Genomic DNA, 13,317 nt, shown 5'->3' on the forward strand with positions numbered 1-13,317 from the left:
GGCGGTTTCCAAGGGGAGTCTCCGGTTGCAGCGAGGCGCGATTATGTCACCGGCCACAGGGCGACAAGGCACTCGAACTGGACGGACATACAGTAAAGTCGTGCCCATGCAGACCCCTGCGTCCCCCGTTCTTTCCACCCCGCCGAAGACGCAAGCCGAGCGCCTGGCCGCGGCGCTTGCCACGCTCAACGACGACCAGCGCGCGGCGGTCGAGCACGGCGTGGGCGCGGCGGTCGGCGCCGACCACCGGCCGCTGCTCGTGATCGCCGGTGCCGGCTCGGGCAAGACCAGCACGCTGGCGCACCGCGTGGCGCACCTGATCGCGGACGGGGTCGATCCGCAGCGCCTGCTGCTGCTCACCTTCTCGCGCCGCGCCGCGCAGGAAATGGAGCGCCGCGCGGGCCAGGTGCTGGCGCGCGTGCTGGGCCTGAAGTCGGAGCGCCCGCCCGCGCTGCCGTGGGCCGGCACCTTCCACGGCATCGGCGCACGGCTGCTGCGCGAGTACGCCGCGCAGATCGGGCTGGACGAGAACTTCACCATCCACGACCGCGGCGACGCCGAAGACCTGATGGGGCTGGTGCGGCACGAGCTGGGCCTGTCGTCCACGGTCAATCGTTTCCCGCGCAAGGGCACCTGCCTGTCGATCTACTCGCGCTGCGTGAACACGCGCGCGCCGCTGGCCACCGTGCTGAAGGACAGCTTTCCCTGGTGCGCCGAGTGGGAGGCGCAGCTCAAGGCGCTCTTCGGCGCCTACGTCGAAGCCAAGCAGCAGCAGAACGTGCTCGACTACGACGACCTCTTGCTCTACTGGGCCGAGATGGTCGCCGAGCCCGCGCTGGCCGCGCACGTCGGCGCACGCTTCGACCACGTGCTGGTCGACGAGTACCAGGACACCAACCTGCTGCAGGCCGAGATCCTGCGCGCGATGAAGCCCGACGGGCGCGGCGTGACGGTGGTGGGCGACGACGCGCAGTCGATCTACTCGTTCCGCGGCGCCACGGTGCGCAACATCCTCGACTTTCCTTCGCAGTTCAGCCAACAGGCGCGCATCGTCACGCTGGAGCGCAACTACCGCTCGACGCAGCCGATCCTCGACGTGTCGAACCGCGTCATCGCGCAGGCCGCCGAGCGGCACGCCAAGACGCTGTGGACCGACAAGCCCTCGGCCGGCAAGCCGGTGCTGGTGCTCGTGCCCGACGAGGCCGGGCAGGCGCGCTGGGTGGCCGACAAGATCCTGGCGCACCGCGAGGGCGGGCTGGCGCTGAAGTCGCAGGCGGTGCTGTTTCGCACCTCGTCGCACAGCGCGGCGCTCGAACTGGAGCTGGCGCGGCGCAACATCCCGTTCGTGAAGTTCGGCGGGCTCAAGTTCCTCGAGGCCTCGCATGTGAAGGACCTGCTCGCCGTGCTGCGTTTCGCGCAGAACCCGCGCGGGCGCATGGCGGGCTTCCGGGTCACGCAGCTCATCCCCGGCGTGGGCCCGGCCACCGGCACGCGCCTGCTCGACGCGATGGACCAGGCGGCCGACCCGGCCGCGGCCGTGCGCGACTTCGTACCGCCGTCGGCCGCGCGTGAACAGTGGGCCGACTTCGCCCAGGCCTACGCCGCCTTGCGCGCGCCGTCGCTGCAGTGGCCGGCCGACGTGGAGGTGGCGATGCAGTGGTACCAGCCGCACCTGGAGCGGCTGTACGAAGACACCTCGGGCGTGCGGCGTGCCGACGTCGAACAGCTGGCGCGGCTGGCGGCCGGCTATGGCTCGCGCGAGCGCTTTCTCACCGAACTCACGCTCGACCCGCCCGAGGCCACCAGCGACCGGCCCGGCCCGCCTTCGCTCGACGAGGACTACCTGATCCTGTCGACCATCCATTCGGCCAAGGGCCAGGAGTGGAACTCGGTGCACGTCATCAACGTGGTCGACGGCTGCATGCCGGCCGACGTGGCACAGGGTGCGCATGAACTCGAGGAAGAGCGGCGCCTGCTCTACGTCGCGATGACGCGGGCCCGCGACCACCTGCACCTGGTGATGCCGCAGCGCTTCCACATCACGCAGCAGGCGGCGCGCGGCGACCGGCACCTGTACGCCAACCGCACCCGTTTCATCACCGAGTCCGACCTCGCGGGCTTCGAGCTGCAGACCTGGCCGCCGCCGCCGGTGCTGCCGCCCGCTGTGCCGCCGCCGGCCGCGGTGATCGACCTGCGCAACCGCATGCGCGTCGCCTGGCGCTGAACGGGCCGGCCCTTCGGGCGGGAGGGGCACTGCGCGCTGCACATGGAAACACTTGCTTCCAATGTGCCGCAACGGCATGCCACTGCACGGGGGCAGCTATGGAATCAATAGCGGATTAGGGCATGCAATACACCGGCCCGTCACTCGGGCAAGCCCCGGTATTGCAATACCGTGACAGCTTGGGCATAGTGAATCCGACCGCCCCCCTTTCTTCATCTCCCTTCCTCTTCTCCCTCTCTCCCAACCTCACCTGTTTCGCCGGCCACGCTTCATCCCGGAGCGCGGTCATTTCCCCAACCGTCAATTCTCAGGAGGTCATTCATGAATTTGACGATCAGCGGTCATCACCTCGACGTCACACCTGCCTTGCGCACCTACGTCACGAGCAAGCTGGACCGGATCACGCGACATTTCGACCAGGTGGTCGATGTCAAGGTGATCCTCACGGTGGAAAAGCAGAAGGAAAAGGAACGCCGCCAAAGGGCGGAGTGCAACATTCACGTCAAGGGCAATGACATGTTCGCGGAATCGAGCCACGCTGATCTGTACGCCGCGGTTGATGAGCTGGTCGACAAGCTCGACCGCCAGGTGGTCCGCCACAAGGATCGCCTGCAGGACCACCATCACGTGGCGCCCAAGCGCGTGATGTAAACGCCGGGCCCCGCGCCCCGCATCTCAGGCCGCCTTCGGGCGGCCTTTTGTTTGTCCGACCACATTGGTGGGGCTTTGCAAGGGCCTCCAGAGGAAGCGACGCCTCACGGCAACACATGTAGACGAAAGTAATTAGGGGGACTGGGGGTTTTTACCGAGGAGGTGCATAATCGCCCCCGCTCTGACCCCACCATGAATCGCCTCGCGTCCATCCTGCCGCCCGCTCAAGTGCTCGTGAGCGTTGACGCCACCAGCAAGAAACGTGCTTTCGAAGAAGCCGGCCTGCTGTTCGAGAGCCTTCACGGTCTGGGCCGTGCCCTCATCACCGACAGCCTGTTTGCGCGCGAGCGCCTCGGCTCCACCGGCCTGGGCCACGGCGTCGCCATTCCGCATGGCCGCATCAAGGGCCTCAAGGCGCCGATGGCCGCGGTGTTCCAGCTGGCGAACCCCATCGGCTTCGACGCTCCCGACGAGCAGCCCGTGGCGCTGCTGATCTTCCTGCTGGTGCCCGAAGCGGCCACGCAGAAGCACCTCGAAATCCTGTCCGAAATTGCCGAGTTGCTGAGCGACGCCGGCCTGCGCGAGCAGATCAAGTCCAGCACCGATGCCGCCGCGCTGCACGGCCTCATTGCCGGCTGGCAATCGACCCAGGTCGCCTGAGCGCCCGTGCCGGGCCTGCCGCTGCTGCTGATAAGCTGCGGCGACGCTTTTCTCTCCCTCCATCCTGACCAGAATGCCGGCGCCCCGCGCCGGCCGCCGCACGCATGAAGCCGACCGTCATCAGCGCCGATGCCATGTTCGAGGAGTTCCGCGGGTCGCTCCGCTGGGAATGGCTCGCGGGCCTGGGTGCCTCGGAGCGCCAGTTCGACCCCGACGTCATCAGCCGCGCGCAGTCGGCCGCCGACCTGGTCGGCTACCTGAACTACATCCACCCGTACCGCGTGCAGATCCTCGGCGCGCGCGAGGTGGCCTACCTCACGCGCGGCAGCAAGGAAGACTGTGTGCGCCGCATCGGGCGCATCGTCACGCTGGAACCGCCGATGCTGGTGCTGGCCGACGGCCAGGCCGCGCCCGACGAGCTGCTGTCGATCTGCGAACGCGCCCAGTTGCCGCTGTTTGCCACGCGCGAGTCGTCGGCCTTCGTGATCGACCTGCTGCGCGCCTACCTGTCCAAGCACTTCGCCGAGCGCACCTCGATGCACGGCGTGTTCATGGACATCCTGGGCATGGGCGTGATGATCACGGGCGAGTCGGGCCTGGGCAAAAGCGAGCTCGGCCTGGAGCTGATCTCGCGCGGCAACGGCCTGGTGGCCGACGACGCGGTCGACCTGTACCGCATCAACCAGAACACCATCGAGGGCCGCTGCCCCGACCTGCTGCTGAACCTGCTGGAAGTGCGCGGCATCGGCCTCTTGGACATCCGCGCGATCTTCGGCGAGACGGCCGTGCGCCGGAAGATGCGGCTGAAGCTCATCGTGCACCTCGTGCGGCGCGACAGCTTCGAGCGCGACTACGAGCGCATGCCCTCGGCGCCGCTCACGCAGGACGTACTGGGCATCCCGGTGCGCAAGGTCATCATCCAGGTGGTGGCCGGGCGCAACATCGCCGTGCTGGTGGAGGCGGCAGTGCGCAACTCGATCCTGCAGCTGCGCGGCATCGACACCTATGCCGACTTCGTGGCGCGCCACCACAAGGCGATGGAAAGCGGGCGCGACCCGGACTGAGCAAAGAAAAAAGCCCTTCAAAGTGAAGGGCCGCTTTCTGCTTCAGCAGGTCTTCAGCGTCAGCGCTTCTTGACGCAGTCGCCGCACAGGCCGTACAGCGACATGGCGTGGTCCTGCAGGACCCAGCCCTTGTCCTTGGCGATCATCTGCTGGCGGCGCTCGATCTCGGCGTCGTAGAACTCCTCGACCTTGCCGCACGAGGTGCAGACCAGGTGGTCGTGGTGCGTGCCTTCGTTCAGTTCGTAGACCGCCTTGCCGCTTTCGAAGTGGCTGCGCTCCAGGATGCCGGCCTGCTCGAACTGCGTGAGCACGCGGTACACGGTGGCCAGGCCGATGTCGGAGTGTTCGTTGAGCAGCACGCGGAAGACGTCTTCCGCGGTCATGTGCCGCTGGCTGCCGGTCTGGAAGATCTCGAGGATCTTCAGCCGCGGCAAGGTGGCCTTGAGGCCGGTGTTCTTGAGTTCGTCGATGTTGGCCATGATGGTTCCTGCGCCCTGGGCTGAGGCCGGGCCTTCAGGCTCGACCGCTACAATGTTCGATCATATCGCTACCCCCTCTTCTCCCATGCCTGCCATCCTCCAACGCCGGCCCTGGTTGCTGGTTGCTGCCATTGCGGCGACGCTCGCCCTCGGTGCCTGCAGCGGTTTCAGCGAACGCACGCGTGGCGCGCTGTCTGCCGTCACCCCCTACAAAGTCGAAGTGGTGCAGGGCAATTTCGTGTCGAAGGAACAGGTCGCGGCACTCAAGCCCGGCATGTCGCGCCAACAGGTGCGCGAGATCCTCGGCACCTCGCTGCTGAACGACGTCTTCCACGCCAACCGCTGGGACTACGTCTTCACGATCCGCCGCCAGGGCGTCGATCCGCAGGAGCGCCGCCTGACCGTGTTCTTCAACGGCGAACTCATGGACCGCTTCGAGGGCGACGAAATGCCCAGCGAAGAAGAATTCGTCGCCACGCTCGACACCCGCCGCAAGAGCGGCAAGGTGCCGCAGCTCGAGGCCACCGAAGAAGAGCTCAAGAAATTCGCGCCCAAGGCCGACAAGAAAGCCGACACCACCGGCACCCCGGCAGCCCCCATGCCCGCGCTGCCGGCCGCCTACCCCCCGCTCGAAGCCGCGCGCTGAGCGTGCGCGGCAGGGCTCCGGCGGCGGCCACCCCTCCTGCGGGCGGTGCCCGCCGGACCGGTGGGGCGGCTTTCGTCGGTGTCCATGGCTCCCGTAGGGACTTTTCAACGACCGAATCCCCGTGACTGAACCGACCACCACCCCCACCTCCGATTCTTCTTCCTCCGCTCCCGCGCTGCGCCGGGTGGCGATCGCCGGCGCCTCGGGCCGCATGGGCCACATGCTCATCGAAGCCGTGCGCAACGCGCCCGACTGCCGCCTGGCCGGCGCGCTCGACATCGCCGGCAGCGCCGCCCTCGGCGCCGATGCCGCGGCCTTCCTGGGCTTCACCAGCGGCGTGCCCATCGTGGCCGACCTGCGCACCGGCTTGCAGGACGCGCAGGTGCTGATCGACTTCACCCGACCCGAAGGCACGATGGCGCACCTGGCCGTGTGCCGCGAGCTGGGCGTACAGGCCGTGATCGGCACCACCGGCTTCAGCGATGCGCAGAAGGCCGAGATCGCCGAGATCGCCCAAGACATCGCCATCATGATGGCGCCCAACATGAGCGTGGGCGTCAACGTCACGCTCAAGCTGCTCGACATGGCCGCCCGCGCGATGGCCACCGGCTACGACATCGAGATCGTCGAGGCCCACCACCGCTTCAAGGTCGACGCGCCCTCGGGCACCGCGCTCAAGATGGGCGAGGTGATCGCCGACGCGCTGGGCCGCGACCTCAAGGACTGCGCCGTGTACGGCCGCGAAGGCATCACGGGCGAGCGCGACCCGTCGACCATCGGCTTCGCCACCATCCGCGGCGGCGACATCGTGGGCGACCACACCGTGCTGTTCGCGGGCATCGGCGAGCGCATCGAGATCTCCCACAAGTCGTCCAGCCGCGTGACCTACGCGCAGGGCGCGCTGCGTGCGGTGCGCTTCCTGAGCGGCCAGCGCAGCGGCCTGTTCGACATGTTCGACGTACTCGGCCTGCGCTAAGCCAGGCGCACCACAACCAAGGACGCGAATGAGCGTGCTCGAACTGCTGACCCACGGTGACGGCGTCAGCCGTTCGGTGGCCGCGCTGCTGCTCGCGATGTCGATCGCCAGCTGGGTCGTGATCCTCTGGAAAGCCTGGCTGCTGCGCGGCGGCACGCGCGACGTGCTGCGCAGCATCGCGGCGTTCTGGCAGTCGGCCACCCTGGTCGAAGCCGAGCAGAAGCTGCAAGCCTTCGACCGCGCCGAACTCGTGCGCCCCGCCGTGGCCGCGTTGCGCCAGGCCGCCACCGAAGCCCCCGGCGGCACGCTGGGCGCCACGGTCGACCGCAACCAGCGCCTCACGCGCGTGCTGCGCGGCGCGCTGCACGGCGCGCTGCGGCGCCTGCAGGCCGGGCAGATCCTGCTGGCCACCGTGGGTGCCACCGCGCCCTTCGTCGGCCTGCTCGGCACCGTCTGGGGCATCTATGGCGCGCTCGCGGGCATCGCGGGCCAGACCGGCGGTTTCACCATCGACAAGGTGGCCGGGCCGGTCGGCGAGGCGCTCGTCATGACGGCCTTCGGCCTCGCGGTCGCCATTCCGGCCGTGCTGGCCTACAACGTGTTCGGCCGCGTCGTGGGCCGCGTCGAGGCCGAGCTCGAAGGCTTCGCGCACGACCTGCTCGGCAGCTTCGGCGAAGCGCCGGCACCTGCCGCACCGCCGCCCGCGCGGCCGATGCCCGTTTAAGGCACCACGCACACCATGGCCTTCGGACGCACCTCACTGGGCAGCAGCGCCGCAGGCGGCGGGCGGGCCATGGGCGCGGGCGGGCAGCGGCCGCTGTCCGACATCAACGTCACACCGCTGGTCGACGTGATGCTGGTGCTGCTGGTGATCTTCATCATCACCGCGCCGCTGATGGCCAGCTCGATCAAGCTCGACCTGCCGCAGACCGACGCGGGCCAGCCCAACGACACGCCGAAGTTCGTGAGCCTGTCGGTCGATGCGTCGGGCAAGGTCTTCCTGAACGACAAGCCCGTGACCGATGAGGAACTGACCGCCCAGCTCGAAAAGGCCGCCGCCGACAGCAAGGACACCGAGGTGCAGTTGCGCGCCGACCAGACCGTGCCCTACGGCAAGGTGGTGGCGCTCATGGGCATCGCGAACAAGGCCGGGCTGAGCCGCATCGGCTTTGTCACCGAGGCCGAGGCGGCCCCCGCCAAACCGCGCTGAGCTTGCGGGCCCGGCCCGCTCGCCTCAGCCGAGCATCACTGGCTTCGTATGCCAGATCTCATGCGCGTACTCCGCGATCGTCCGGTCAGACGAGAACGCGCCCATCCCCGCCACGTTGAGGATCGCCATGCGCGTCCACGCCTCCGCGTCGCGGTACAGCGCATCGACCTCGGCCTGCTTCGCGACATAGCTTGCGTAGTCGGCCAGCAGCAGGTAGTGGTCGCCCCAGTTCACGAGCGCGTCGTAGATGCCCTGGTAGCGCGCCGGCTCGCCTGGCGAGAACGCGCCGTCGCGAATGGCATCGAGCACGCGCTTGAGTTCGGCGTTCTCCTCGTAGATCTCGCGCGGCTGGTAGCCGCGGGCGCGGATGTCGGCCACCTCGGGCGTGGTGTGGCCGAAGATGAAGATGTTCTCGGGGCCGACGTTCTCGCGCATCTCGACATTGGCGCCATCGAGCGTGCCGATGGTGAGCGCGCCGTTGAGCGCGAACTTCATGTTGCCGGTGCCCGAGGCCTCGGTGCCCGCGGTGGAAATCTGCTCCGACAGGTCGGCCGCCGGCATGATGATTTCAGCCAGGCTCACGCTGTAGTTCGGCAGGAACACCACCTTCAGCAGCTTGCCGACGCGCGCGTCGGCGTTCACGGTGGTCGCCACGTCGTTGATGAGCCGGATCACCTGCTTGGCCATCGCATAGGCCGACGCCGCCTTGCCCGCGAACACGACCACGCGCGGCGCGATGTCGACCGGCGTGCCGCTGGCCTGCGCATCGAGGATGCGGTGGTACCGCGCGATCACGTGCAGCACGTTGAGCAGCTGCCGCTTGTACTCGTGGATGCGCTTGACCTGCACGTCGAACATCGCGTCGGTGTCCAGGTCGAGTTTCAGGTGCTCGCCGACCCAGTTGGCCAGCCGCAGCTTGTTCTCGCGCTTGGCATGGCGAAAGGCGCGCACGAAGGCGGGCTGCGCGACCATCGGGCGCAATGCCTCGAGCTGCGACAGGTCGCGCCGCCAGCCCTTGCCGATGCGCTGGTCGAGCAGCGCGGCCAGCGGCGGGTTGGCCTGTGCGAGCCAGCGGCGCGGCGTGACGCCGTTGGTCTTGTTGTTGAAGCGCTCGGGAAAGATCTTCGCGAAGTCGGCAAAGATCGACTGCTTCATCAGCTCCGAGTGCAGCCCCGACACGCCGTTCACCGAATGGCTCGCGAGCACCGCCACGTAGGCCATGCGCACGCGGCGCTCGCCGGTCTCGTCGATCAGCGAGAGGCGGCGCACCAGCTCGACGTCCTGGCCGTGCGTCTGCGTCACGGCGGCCAGGAACTTCGCGTTGATGTCGTACAGGATCTGCAGGTGGCGCGGCAGGATGCGCCCGAGCATCTCGACCGGCCAGGTTTCCAATGCCTCGTGCATCAGCGTGTGGTTGGTGTAGCTGAACACCTTCTGCGTGTGGCCCCAGGCCACGTCCCAGGCCAGGCCGTGCTCGTCGAGCAGCAGGCGCATGAGTTCGGGCACGGCCAGCACCGGGTGCGTGTCGTTCTGGTGGATGCTGACCTTGTCAGACAGCTGGTCGAAGCTCGTGTGGTTGCGCAGGTAACGCCGCAGCAGGTCTTGCACGCTGGCGCTGCAGAAGAAGTACTCCTGGTGCAGCCGCAGCTCGCGGCCCGAGGGCGTGGAGTCGTCGGGGTAGAGCACGCGCGAGACGTTCTCGGAGTGGTTCTTGCTCTCCACCGCCGCCATGTAGTTGCCGCGGTTGAAGGCCGACAGGTCGATCTCCTCGGTGGCGCGCGCCGACCACAGCCGCAAGGTGTTGGTGGCCTGCGTGCCGTAGCCGGGAATGATGGTGTCGTAGGCCACGGCGAGCACGTCGTGCGTGTCGACCCAGTCGGCCGCGCCGTAGGGCGCGTTCTTGCCTTCGCGCTTTTGCACGTGGCCGCCGAAGCGCACGCGGTAGTTCACCTCGGGCCGCTGGAACTCCCACGGGTTGCCGCGCGTGAGCCAGTAGTCGGGCGTTTCGACCTGTTGGCCGTCGACGATGCGCTGGCGGAACATGCCGTACTCGTAGCGGATGCCGTAGCCCATGCCGGGCACGCCGAGCGTGGCCATCGAATCGAGAAAGCAGGCCGCGAGCCGCCCGAGGCCGCCGTTGCCGAGCGCCGCATCGGGCTCGCGCTCGGCCAGCGCCGCCATGTCGACGCCGAAGTCGGCCAGCGCCTCGCGCACGGTGCCGTACAGGTCGACGGCGAGCAGCGCGTTGGTGAAGGTGCGCCCGATGAGGAACTCCATCGAGAGGTAATACACGCGCTTGAGGTCCTGCGCGTAGTTGGCGCGCGTGGTCGTCATCCAGCGCTCGACGAGCTGGTCGCGCACGGCCAGCGCGGTGGCGTGCAGCCAGTCGTCGGGGCTGGCGGCCACGGGGTCCTTGCCGACGGCGTAGATCAGCTTGTTGGCCACCGCGCGCTTGAAGGCGGCAACGTCGCGGTCGGGGTGGTCGTAGGCGAAGTCCTTGATCGTCATGGAGGCGTTCCCGGAGTGGGTGGTGGGGTGTGGGGCGGGGGCTTCAGGCCAGCGCCCGTTGGTACACATCGATGTACTGCGCGGCCGCCGTGCCCCAGTCGGCCGGGCGCCGCATGGCGTTGCCGCGCACGCGGCGCCAGTCGGGGGCGCGCTCGTACAGCGCGAAGGCGCGGCGCAGGGCGCGGTCGTAGTCGGCGTCCTCGAAGCGGTCGAACACGAAGCCGGTGGCGGCGCCGCTGGCCATGTCTTCCAGCGTGCAGTCGACGACGGTGTCGGCCAGCCCGCCGACGCGGCGCACCAGCGGCAGGCTGCCGTACTTCAGGCCGTACATCTGCGTGAGGCCGCAGGGCTCGAACAGCGAAGGCACGATCGTCACGTCGCCCGCGCCGAAGAGCTGGTGCGCCAGCGTCTCGTCGTAGCCGATGGTGACGCTCACCGAGGCGGGCGCCGCCGCCGCGCGCTGGCGGAAGGCCTCTTCGAGCCAGCCTTCGCCGCTGCCCAGCAGCGCGAGCTGGCCGCCCTGCGCGAGCAGCGTGTCGAGGCCGCCGAGCACGAGGTGCAGGCCCTTCTGTTCGGTGAGCCGGCTCACCACGATGAACAGCGGCGCGTCGGGGCGCTCGGCCAGTCCCAGCTGGCGCTGCAGCACCGACTTGCAGCGCGCCTTGCCGGCCATGTGGCGGCCCTCGGGCGCCTGGTAGCCCTGCACCAGCGCGGCGTCGGTGGACGGGTTCCAGACCTGGTCGTCGACCGCGTTGAGGATGCCGCTGAGCACGCCGGCGCGCTGGCGCAGCAGGCCGTCGAGGCCGCAGCCCTGCTCGGGCGTCTGGATCTCGAGCGCGTAGGTCGGGCTCACGGTGGTGAGCTGGTCGGCGAAGTACAGGCCCCCCTTCATGAAGGAGATCTGGCCGTGGTACTCCAGCCCGTTCATGTGGAAGGCCGGTGCCGGCAGGCCGAGTTCGGCGAAGTGCCAGGGCGCGAACACGCCCTGGTAGGCCAGGTTGTGCACCGTGAACACGCTGCCCGTGCGCGGGCCGCCCGCGCGCCGCGCGAAGGCCAGGTAGGCGGGCGCGAGCGCCGCGTGCCAGTCGTGCGCGTGCACGATGTCGGGCCGCCAGCCGGGGTCGAGCCCTTGCGCGAGCTGCGCCGCCGCCCAGCCCAGCAGCGCGAAGCGCCGGTGGTTGTCGCTGTAGGGCTGGCGCGTGGTGTCTTCGTACGGATTGCCGGGTCGGTCGTAGAGCGCGGGCGCGTCGATCACGTAGGTGGGAATCGGCGGCGCGCCGGCGATGGCGACGTGCCCGGCGCGCAGGCCGAAGCGCTCGCCCCAGGGCGCGGTGAACTCGGCCACCGGCGTCAGGTCGCGCACGCCGGCCACGATGGCGGGAAAGCCCGGCAGCAGCGCGCGCGCCTCCTGCCCCGCGGCCATGAGCGCCAGGGGCAGGGCGCCGGCGATGTCCGCCAGGCCGCCGGTCTTCAGGAGGGGAAACAGCTCGGCGCTGACCTGGAGGATGCGCATGGTGGTGCGGTCGATCAGGCAGCGGCCGCGGGCGCGGGGTCCGGCGCGAGCCGCTTGAGCATTTCGCGCGTGACCAGCACCACGCCCGTTTCCGTGCGCTCGAAGCGCGCGGCGTCGGCCTCGGCGTCTTCGCCGATCACCGTGTCGTCGGGGATCACGCAGGCGCGGTCGATCACCACGCGGTTGAGCCGGCAGCCGCGGCCCACTTCGACGTCGGGCAGCAGCACGGCCTCGTTGATCTCGCAGAAGGAGTGGATGCGCACGCCCGAGAACAACACCGAGCTGCTCACCTTCGAGCCCGAGACGATGCAGCCGCCCGAGACGATGGTGTTGACCGTCATGCCGTGGCGGCCCTCGCGGTCGAGCACGAACTTGGCCGGCGGCAGCTGCCGCTGGTAGGTCCAGATGGGCCAGTCCGTGTCATAGATGTCGAGCTCCGGGGTGATCGAGGCCAGGTCGAGGTTGGCTGCCCAGAATGCATCAATCGTGCCCACGTCGCGCCAGTAGGCCTTGGCGTCGGGCCCGCGCGAGGCGCGCGTGACGCACGACATGCTGAACGGGTGCGCCAGCGCGCGGCCCTCGGCCACGGCGCGCGGAATGATGTCCTTGCCGAAGTCGTGGCTCGAATCGGGGTTGGCGTTGTCTTCCTCGAGCAGCTGGTACAGGTAGGCCGAGTCGAAGATGTAGATGCCCATGCTGGCCAGCGCCAGGTCGGGGTGGCCGGGCATGGCGGGCGGGTCGGCGGGCTTCTCCAGGAAGCTGGTGATCTGGCGGCCGTCGTCCACCGCCATCACGCCGAAGGCCGTGGCTTCGTGGCGCGGCACCTCGATGCAGCCGACCGTGCAGCCCAGGCCGCGCTCGGCGTGGTCCTTGAGCATGATGGAGTAGTCCATCTTGTAGATGTGGTCGCCGGCCAGCACCACCACGTAGTCGTGCGGCGTGGAGCGGGTCTGGATGATGTCCAGGTTCTGGAACACCGCGTCGGCCGTGCCGCGGTACCAGTGCTCGTCGCCCATGCGCTGCTGCGCGGGCAGCACGTCGACCATCTCGTTGAGCTCGGCGCGCAAAAAGCTCCAGCCGCGCTGCAGGTGGCGCATGAGCGAGTGCGACTTGTACTGCGTGACCACCGCCATGCGCCGGATGCCGGAGTTCAGGCAGTTGGACAGCGCGAAGTCGATGATGCGGAACTTGCCGCCGAAGTACACGGCCGGCTTGGCGCGCCGGTCGGTGAGCTGCTTGAGGCGGGAGCCCCGGCCGCCGGCCAGCACCAGCGCGATGGTGCGGCGGACCAGTTGATGGGCCTGCAGGGGGGGCTGCGGGGCCTGGGTTCCCTGGGTGTTGAGCTTGTCCATCTGTGTCTCCGTTCGTTCGTTCGCTTGTTGAATT

The 13,317-nt window shown here is 68.8% G+C and carries 12 protein-coding genes; 8 read left to right on the forward strand and 4 right to left on the reverse strand.

Annotated features, from left to right (window positions below):
• Positions 1–106 precede the first annotated feature (106 nt).
• The 4 genes from AC07SQ_RS15100 (at position 107) to hprK (ending at position 4,599) form a co-directional block, all read left to right on the forward strand.
• The gene (locus AC07SQ_RS15100) at positions 107–2,224 is read left to right on the forward strand and encodes an ATP-dependent helicase (protein WP_495273087.1); all 2,118 of its coding nucleotides are present in this window, start codon (positions 107–109) and stop codon (positions 2,222–2,224) included.
• A gap of 321 nt (positions 2,225–2,545) precedes the next feature.
• A complete protein-coding gene (gene hpf / locus AC07SQ_RS15105; RefSeq protein WP_013538898.1) occupies positions 2,546–2,875 on the forward strand; it encodes a ribosome hibernation-promoting factor, HPF/YfiA family in 330 nt (109 codons plus the stop codon).
• A 192-nt stretch (positions 2,876–3,067) separates the two neighbouring features.
• Positions 3,068–3,535 carry a PTS sugar transporter subunit IIA gene (locus tag AC07SQ_RS15110; RefSeq protein WP_042581318.1) on the forward strand — a complete coding sequence of 156 codons (468 nt, stop codon included), beginning with the start codon at positions 3,068–3,070 and terminating at the stop codon, positions 3,533–3,535.
• Between the two features lie 104 nt (positions 3,536–3,639).
• Positions 3,640–4,599 carry an HPr(Ser) kinase/phosphatase gene (gene hprK / locus AC07SQ_RS15115; protein WP_062481041.1) on the forward strand — a complete coding sequence of 320 codons (960 nt, stop codon included), beginning with the start codon at positions 3,640–3,642 and terminating at the stop codon, positions 4,597–4,599.
• Positions 4,600–4,658: 59 nt separating this feature from the next.
• Here hprK and fur read toward each other — a convergent pair whose 3' ends face one another.
• Positions 4,659–5,078 carry a ferric iron uptake transcriptional regulator gene (gene fur, locus AC07SQ_RS15120; protein ID WP_062481042.1) on the reverse strand — a complete coding sequence of 140 codons (420 nt, stop codon included), beginning with the start codon at positions 5,076–5,078 and terminating at the stop codon, positions 4,659–4,661.
• Positions 5,079–5,163: 85 nt separating this feature from the next.
• Here fur and AC07SQ_RS15125 point away from each other — a divergent pair, with 85 nt between their 5' ends.
• The 4 genes from AC07SQ_RS15125 to AC07SQ_RS15140 all read left to right on the forward strand — a co-directional run bounded on the left by AC07SQ_RS15125 (position 5,164) and on the right by AC07SQ_RS15140 (position 7,910).
• Entirely contained in the window at positions 5,164–5,724 is a 561-nt protein-coding gene (locus AC07SQ_RS15125) for an outer membrane protein assembly factor BamE (protein WP_062481043.1), read from the forward strand.
• 175 nt (positions 5,725–5,899) lie between these two features.
• Positions 5,900–6,700 (forward strand): 4-hydroxy-tetrahydrodipicolinate reductase, encoded by an 801-nt coding sequence (gene dapB, locus AC07SQ_RS15130; RefSeq protein WP_495273161.1) that lies wholly within the window; start codon positions 5,900–5,902, stop codon positions 6,698–6,700.
• Positions 6,701–6,728: 28 nt separating this feature from the next.
• A complete protein-coding gene (locus AC07SQ_RS15135) occupies positions 6,729–7,424 on the forward strand; it encodes a MotA/TolQ/ExbB proton channel family protein (RefSeq protein WP_095743304.1) in 696 nt (231 codons plus the stop codon).
• 15 nt (positions 7,425–7,439) lie between these two features.
• On the forward strand, positions 7,440–7,910 hold the full coding sequence (locus tag AC07SQ_RS15140; protein ID WP_099794719.1) for an ExbD/TolR family protein: 471 nt from the start codon (positions 7,440–7,442) through the stop codon (positions 7,908–7,910).
• 24 nt (positions 7,911–7,934) lie between these two features.
• Here the strand turns inward: AC07SQ_RS15140 and AC07SQ_RS15145 are convergent, their stop codons facing one another.
• From AC07SQ_RS15145 to glgC, 3 genes are read right to left on the reverse strand one after another with little or no spacing between them, the layout of a single operon-like run.
• Entirely contained in the window at positions 7,935–10,418 is a 2,484-nt protein-coding gene (locus AC07SQ_RS15145; RefSeq protein WP_495273088.1) for a glycogen/starch/alpha-glucan phosphorylase, read from the reverse strand.
• 43 nt (positions 10,419–10,461) lie between these two features.
• The gene (gene glgA / locus AC07SQ_RS15150) at positions 10,462–11,931 is read right to left on the reverse strand and encodes a glycogen synthase GlgA (RefSeq protein WP_495273089.1); all 1,470 of its coding nucleotides are present in this window, start codon (positions 11,929–11,931) and stop codon (positions 10,462–10,464) included.
• 14 nt (positions 11,932–11,945) lie between these two features.
• On the reverse strand, positions 11,946–13,283 hold the full coding sequence (gene glgC / locus AC07SQ_RS15155) for a glucose-1-phosphate adenylyltransferase (protein WP_495273090.1): 1,338 nt from the start codon (positions 13,281–13,283) through the stop codon (positions 11,946–11,948).
• Between the last annotated feature and the right edge of the window lie 34 nt (positions 13,284–13,317).

It is taken from the genome of Variovorax sp. GW821-FHT06D12 (assembly GCF_059419205.1).

Bases quoted from the DNA above. Each gene is read 5' to 3' on its own strand.
- glgC (WP_495273090.1), bottom strand. From the start codon at position 13,283: ATGGACAAGCTCAACACCCAGGGAACCCAGGCCCCGCAGCCCCCCCTG.
- fur (WP_062481042.1), bottom strand. From the start codon at position 5,078: ATGGCCAACATCGACGAACTCAAGAACACCGGCCTCAAGGCCACCTTG.
- hpf (WP_013538898.1), top strand. From the start codon at position 2,546: ATGAATTTGACGATCAGCGGTCATCACCTCGACGTCACACCTGCCTTG.
- AC07SQ_RS15135 (WP_095743304.1), top strand. From the start codon at position 6,729: ATGAGCGTGCTCGAACTGCTGACCCACGGTGACGGCGTCAGCCGTTCG.
- AC07SQ_RS15100 (WP_495273087.1), top strand. From the start codon at position 107: ATGCAGACCCCTGCGTCCCCCGTTCTTTCCACCCCGCCGAAGACGCAA.
- AC07SQ_RS15145 (WP_495273088.1), bottom strand. From the start codon at position 10,418: ATGACGATCAAGGACTTCGCCTACGACCACCCCGACCGCGACGTTGCC.
- hprK (WP_062481041.1), top strand. From the start codon at position 3,640: ATGAAGCCGACCGTCATCAGCGCCGATGCCATGTTCGAGGAGTTCCGC.
- AC07SQ_RS15125 (WP_062481043.1), top strand. From the start codon at position 5,164: ATGCCTGCCATCCTCCAACGCCGGCCCTGGTTGCTGGTTGCTGCCATT.
- AC07SQ_RS15140 (WP_099794719.1), top strand. From the start codon at position 7,440: ATGGCCTTCGGACGCACCTCACTGGGCAGCAGCGCCGCAGGCGGCGGG.
- AC07SQ_RS15110 (WP_042581318.1), top strand. From the start codon at position 3,068: ATGAATCGCCTCGCGTCCATCCTGCCGCCCGCTCAAGTGCTCGTGAGC.
- glgA (WP_495273089.1), bottom strand. From the start codon at position 11,931: ATGCGCATCCTCCAGGTCAGCGCCGAGCTGTTTCCCCTCCTGAAGACC.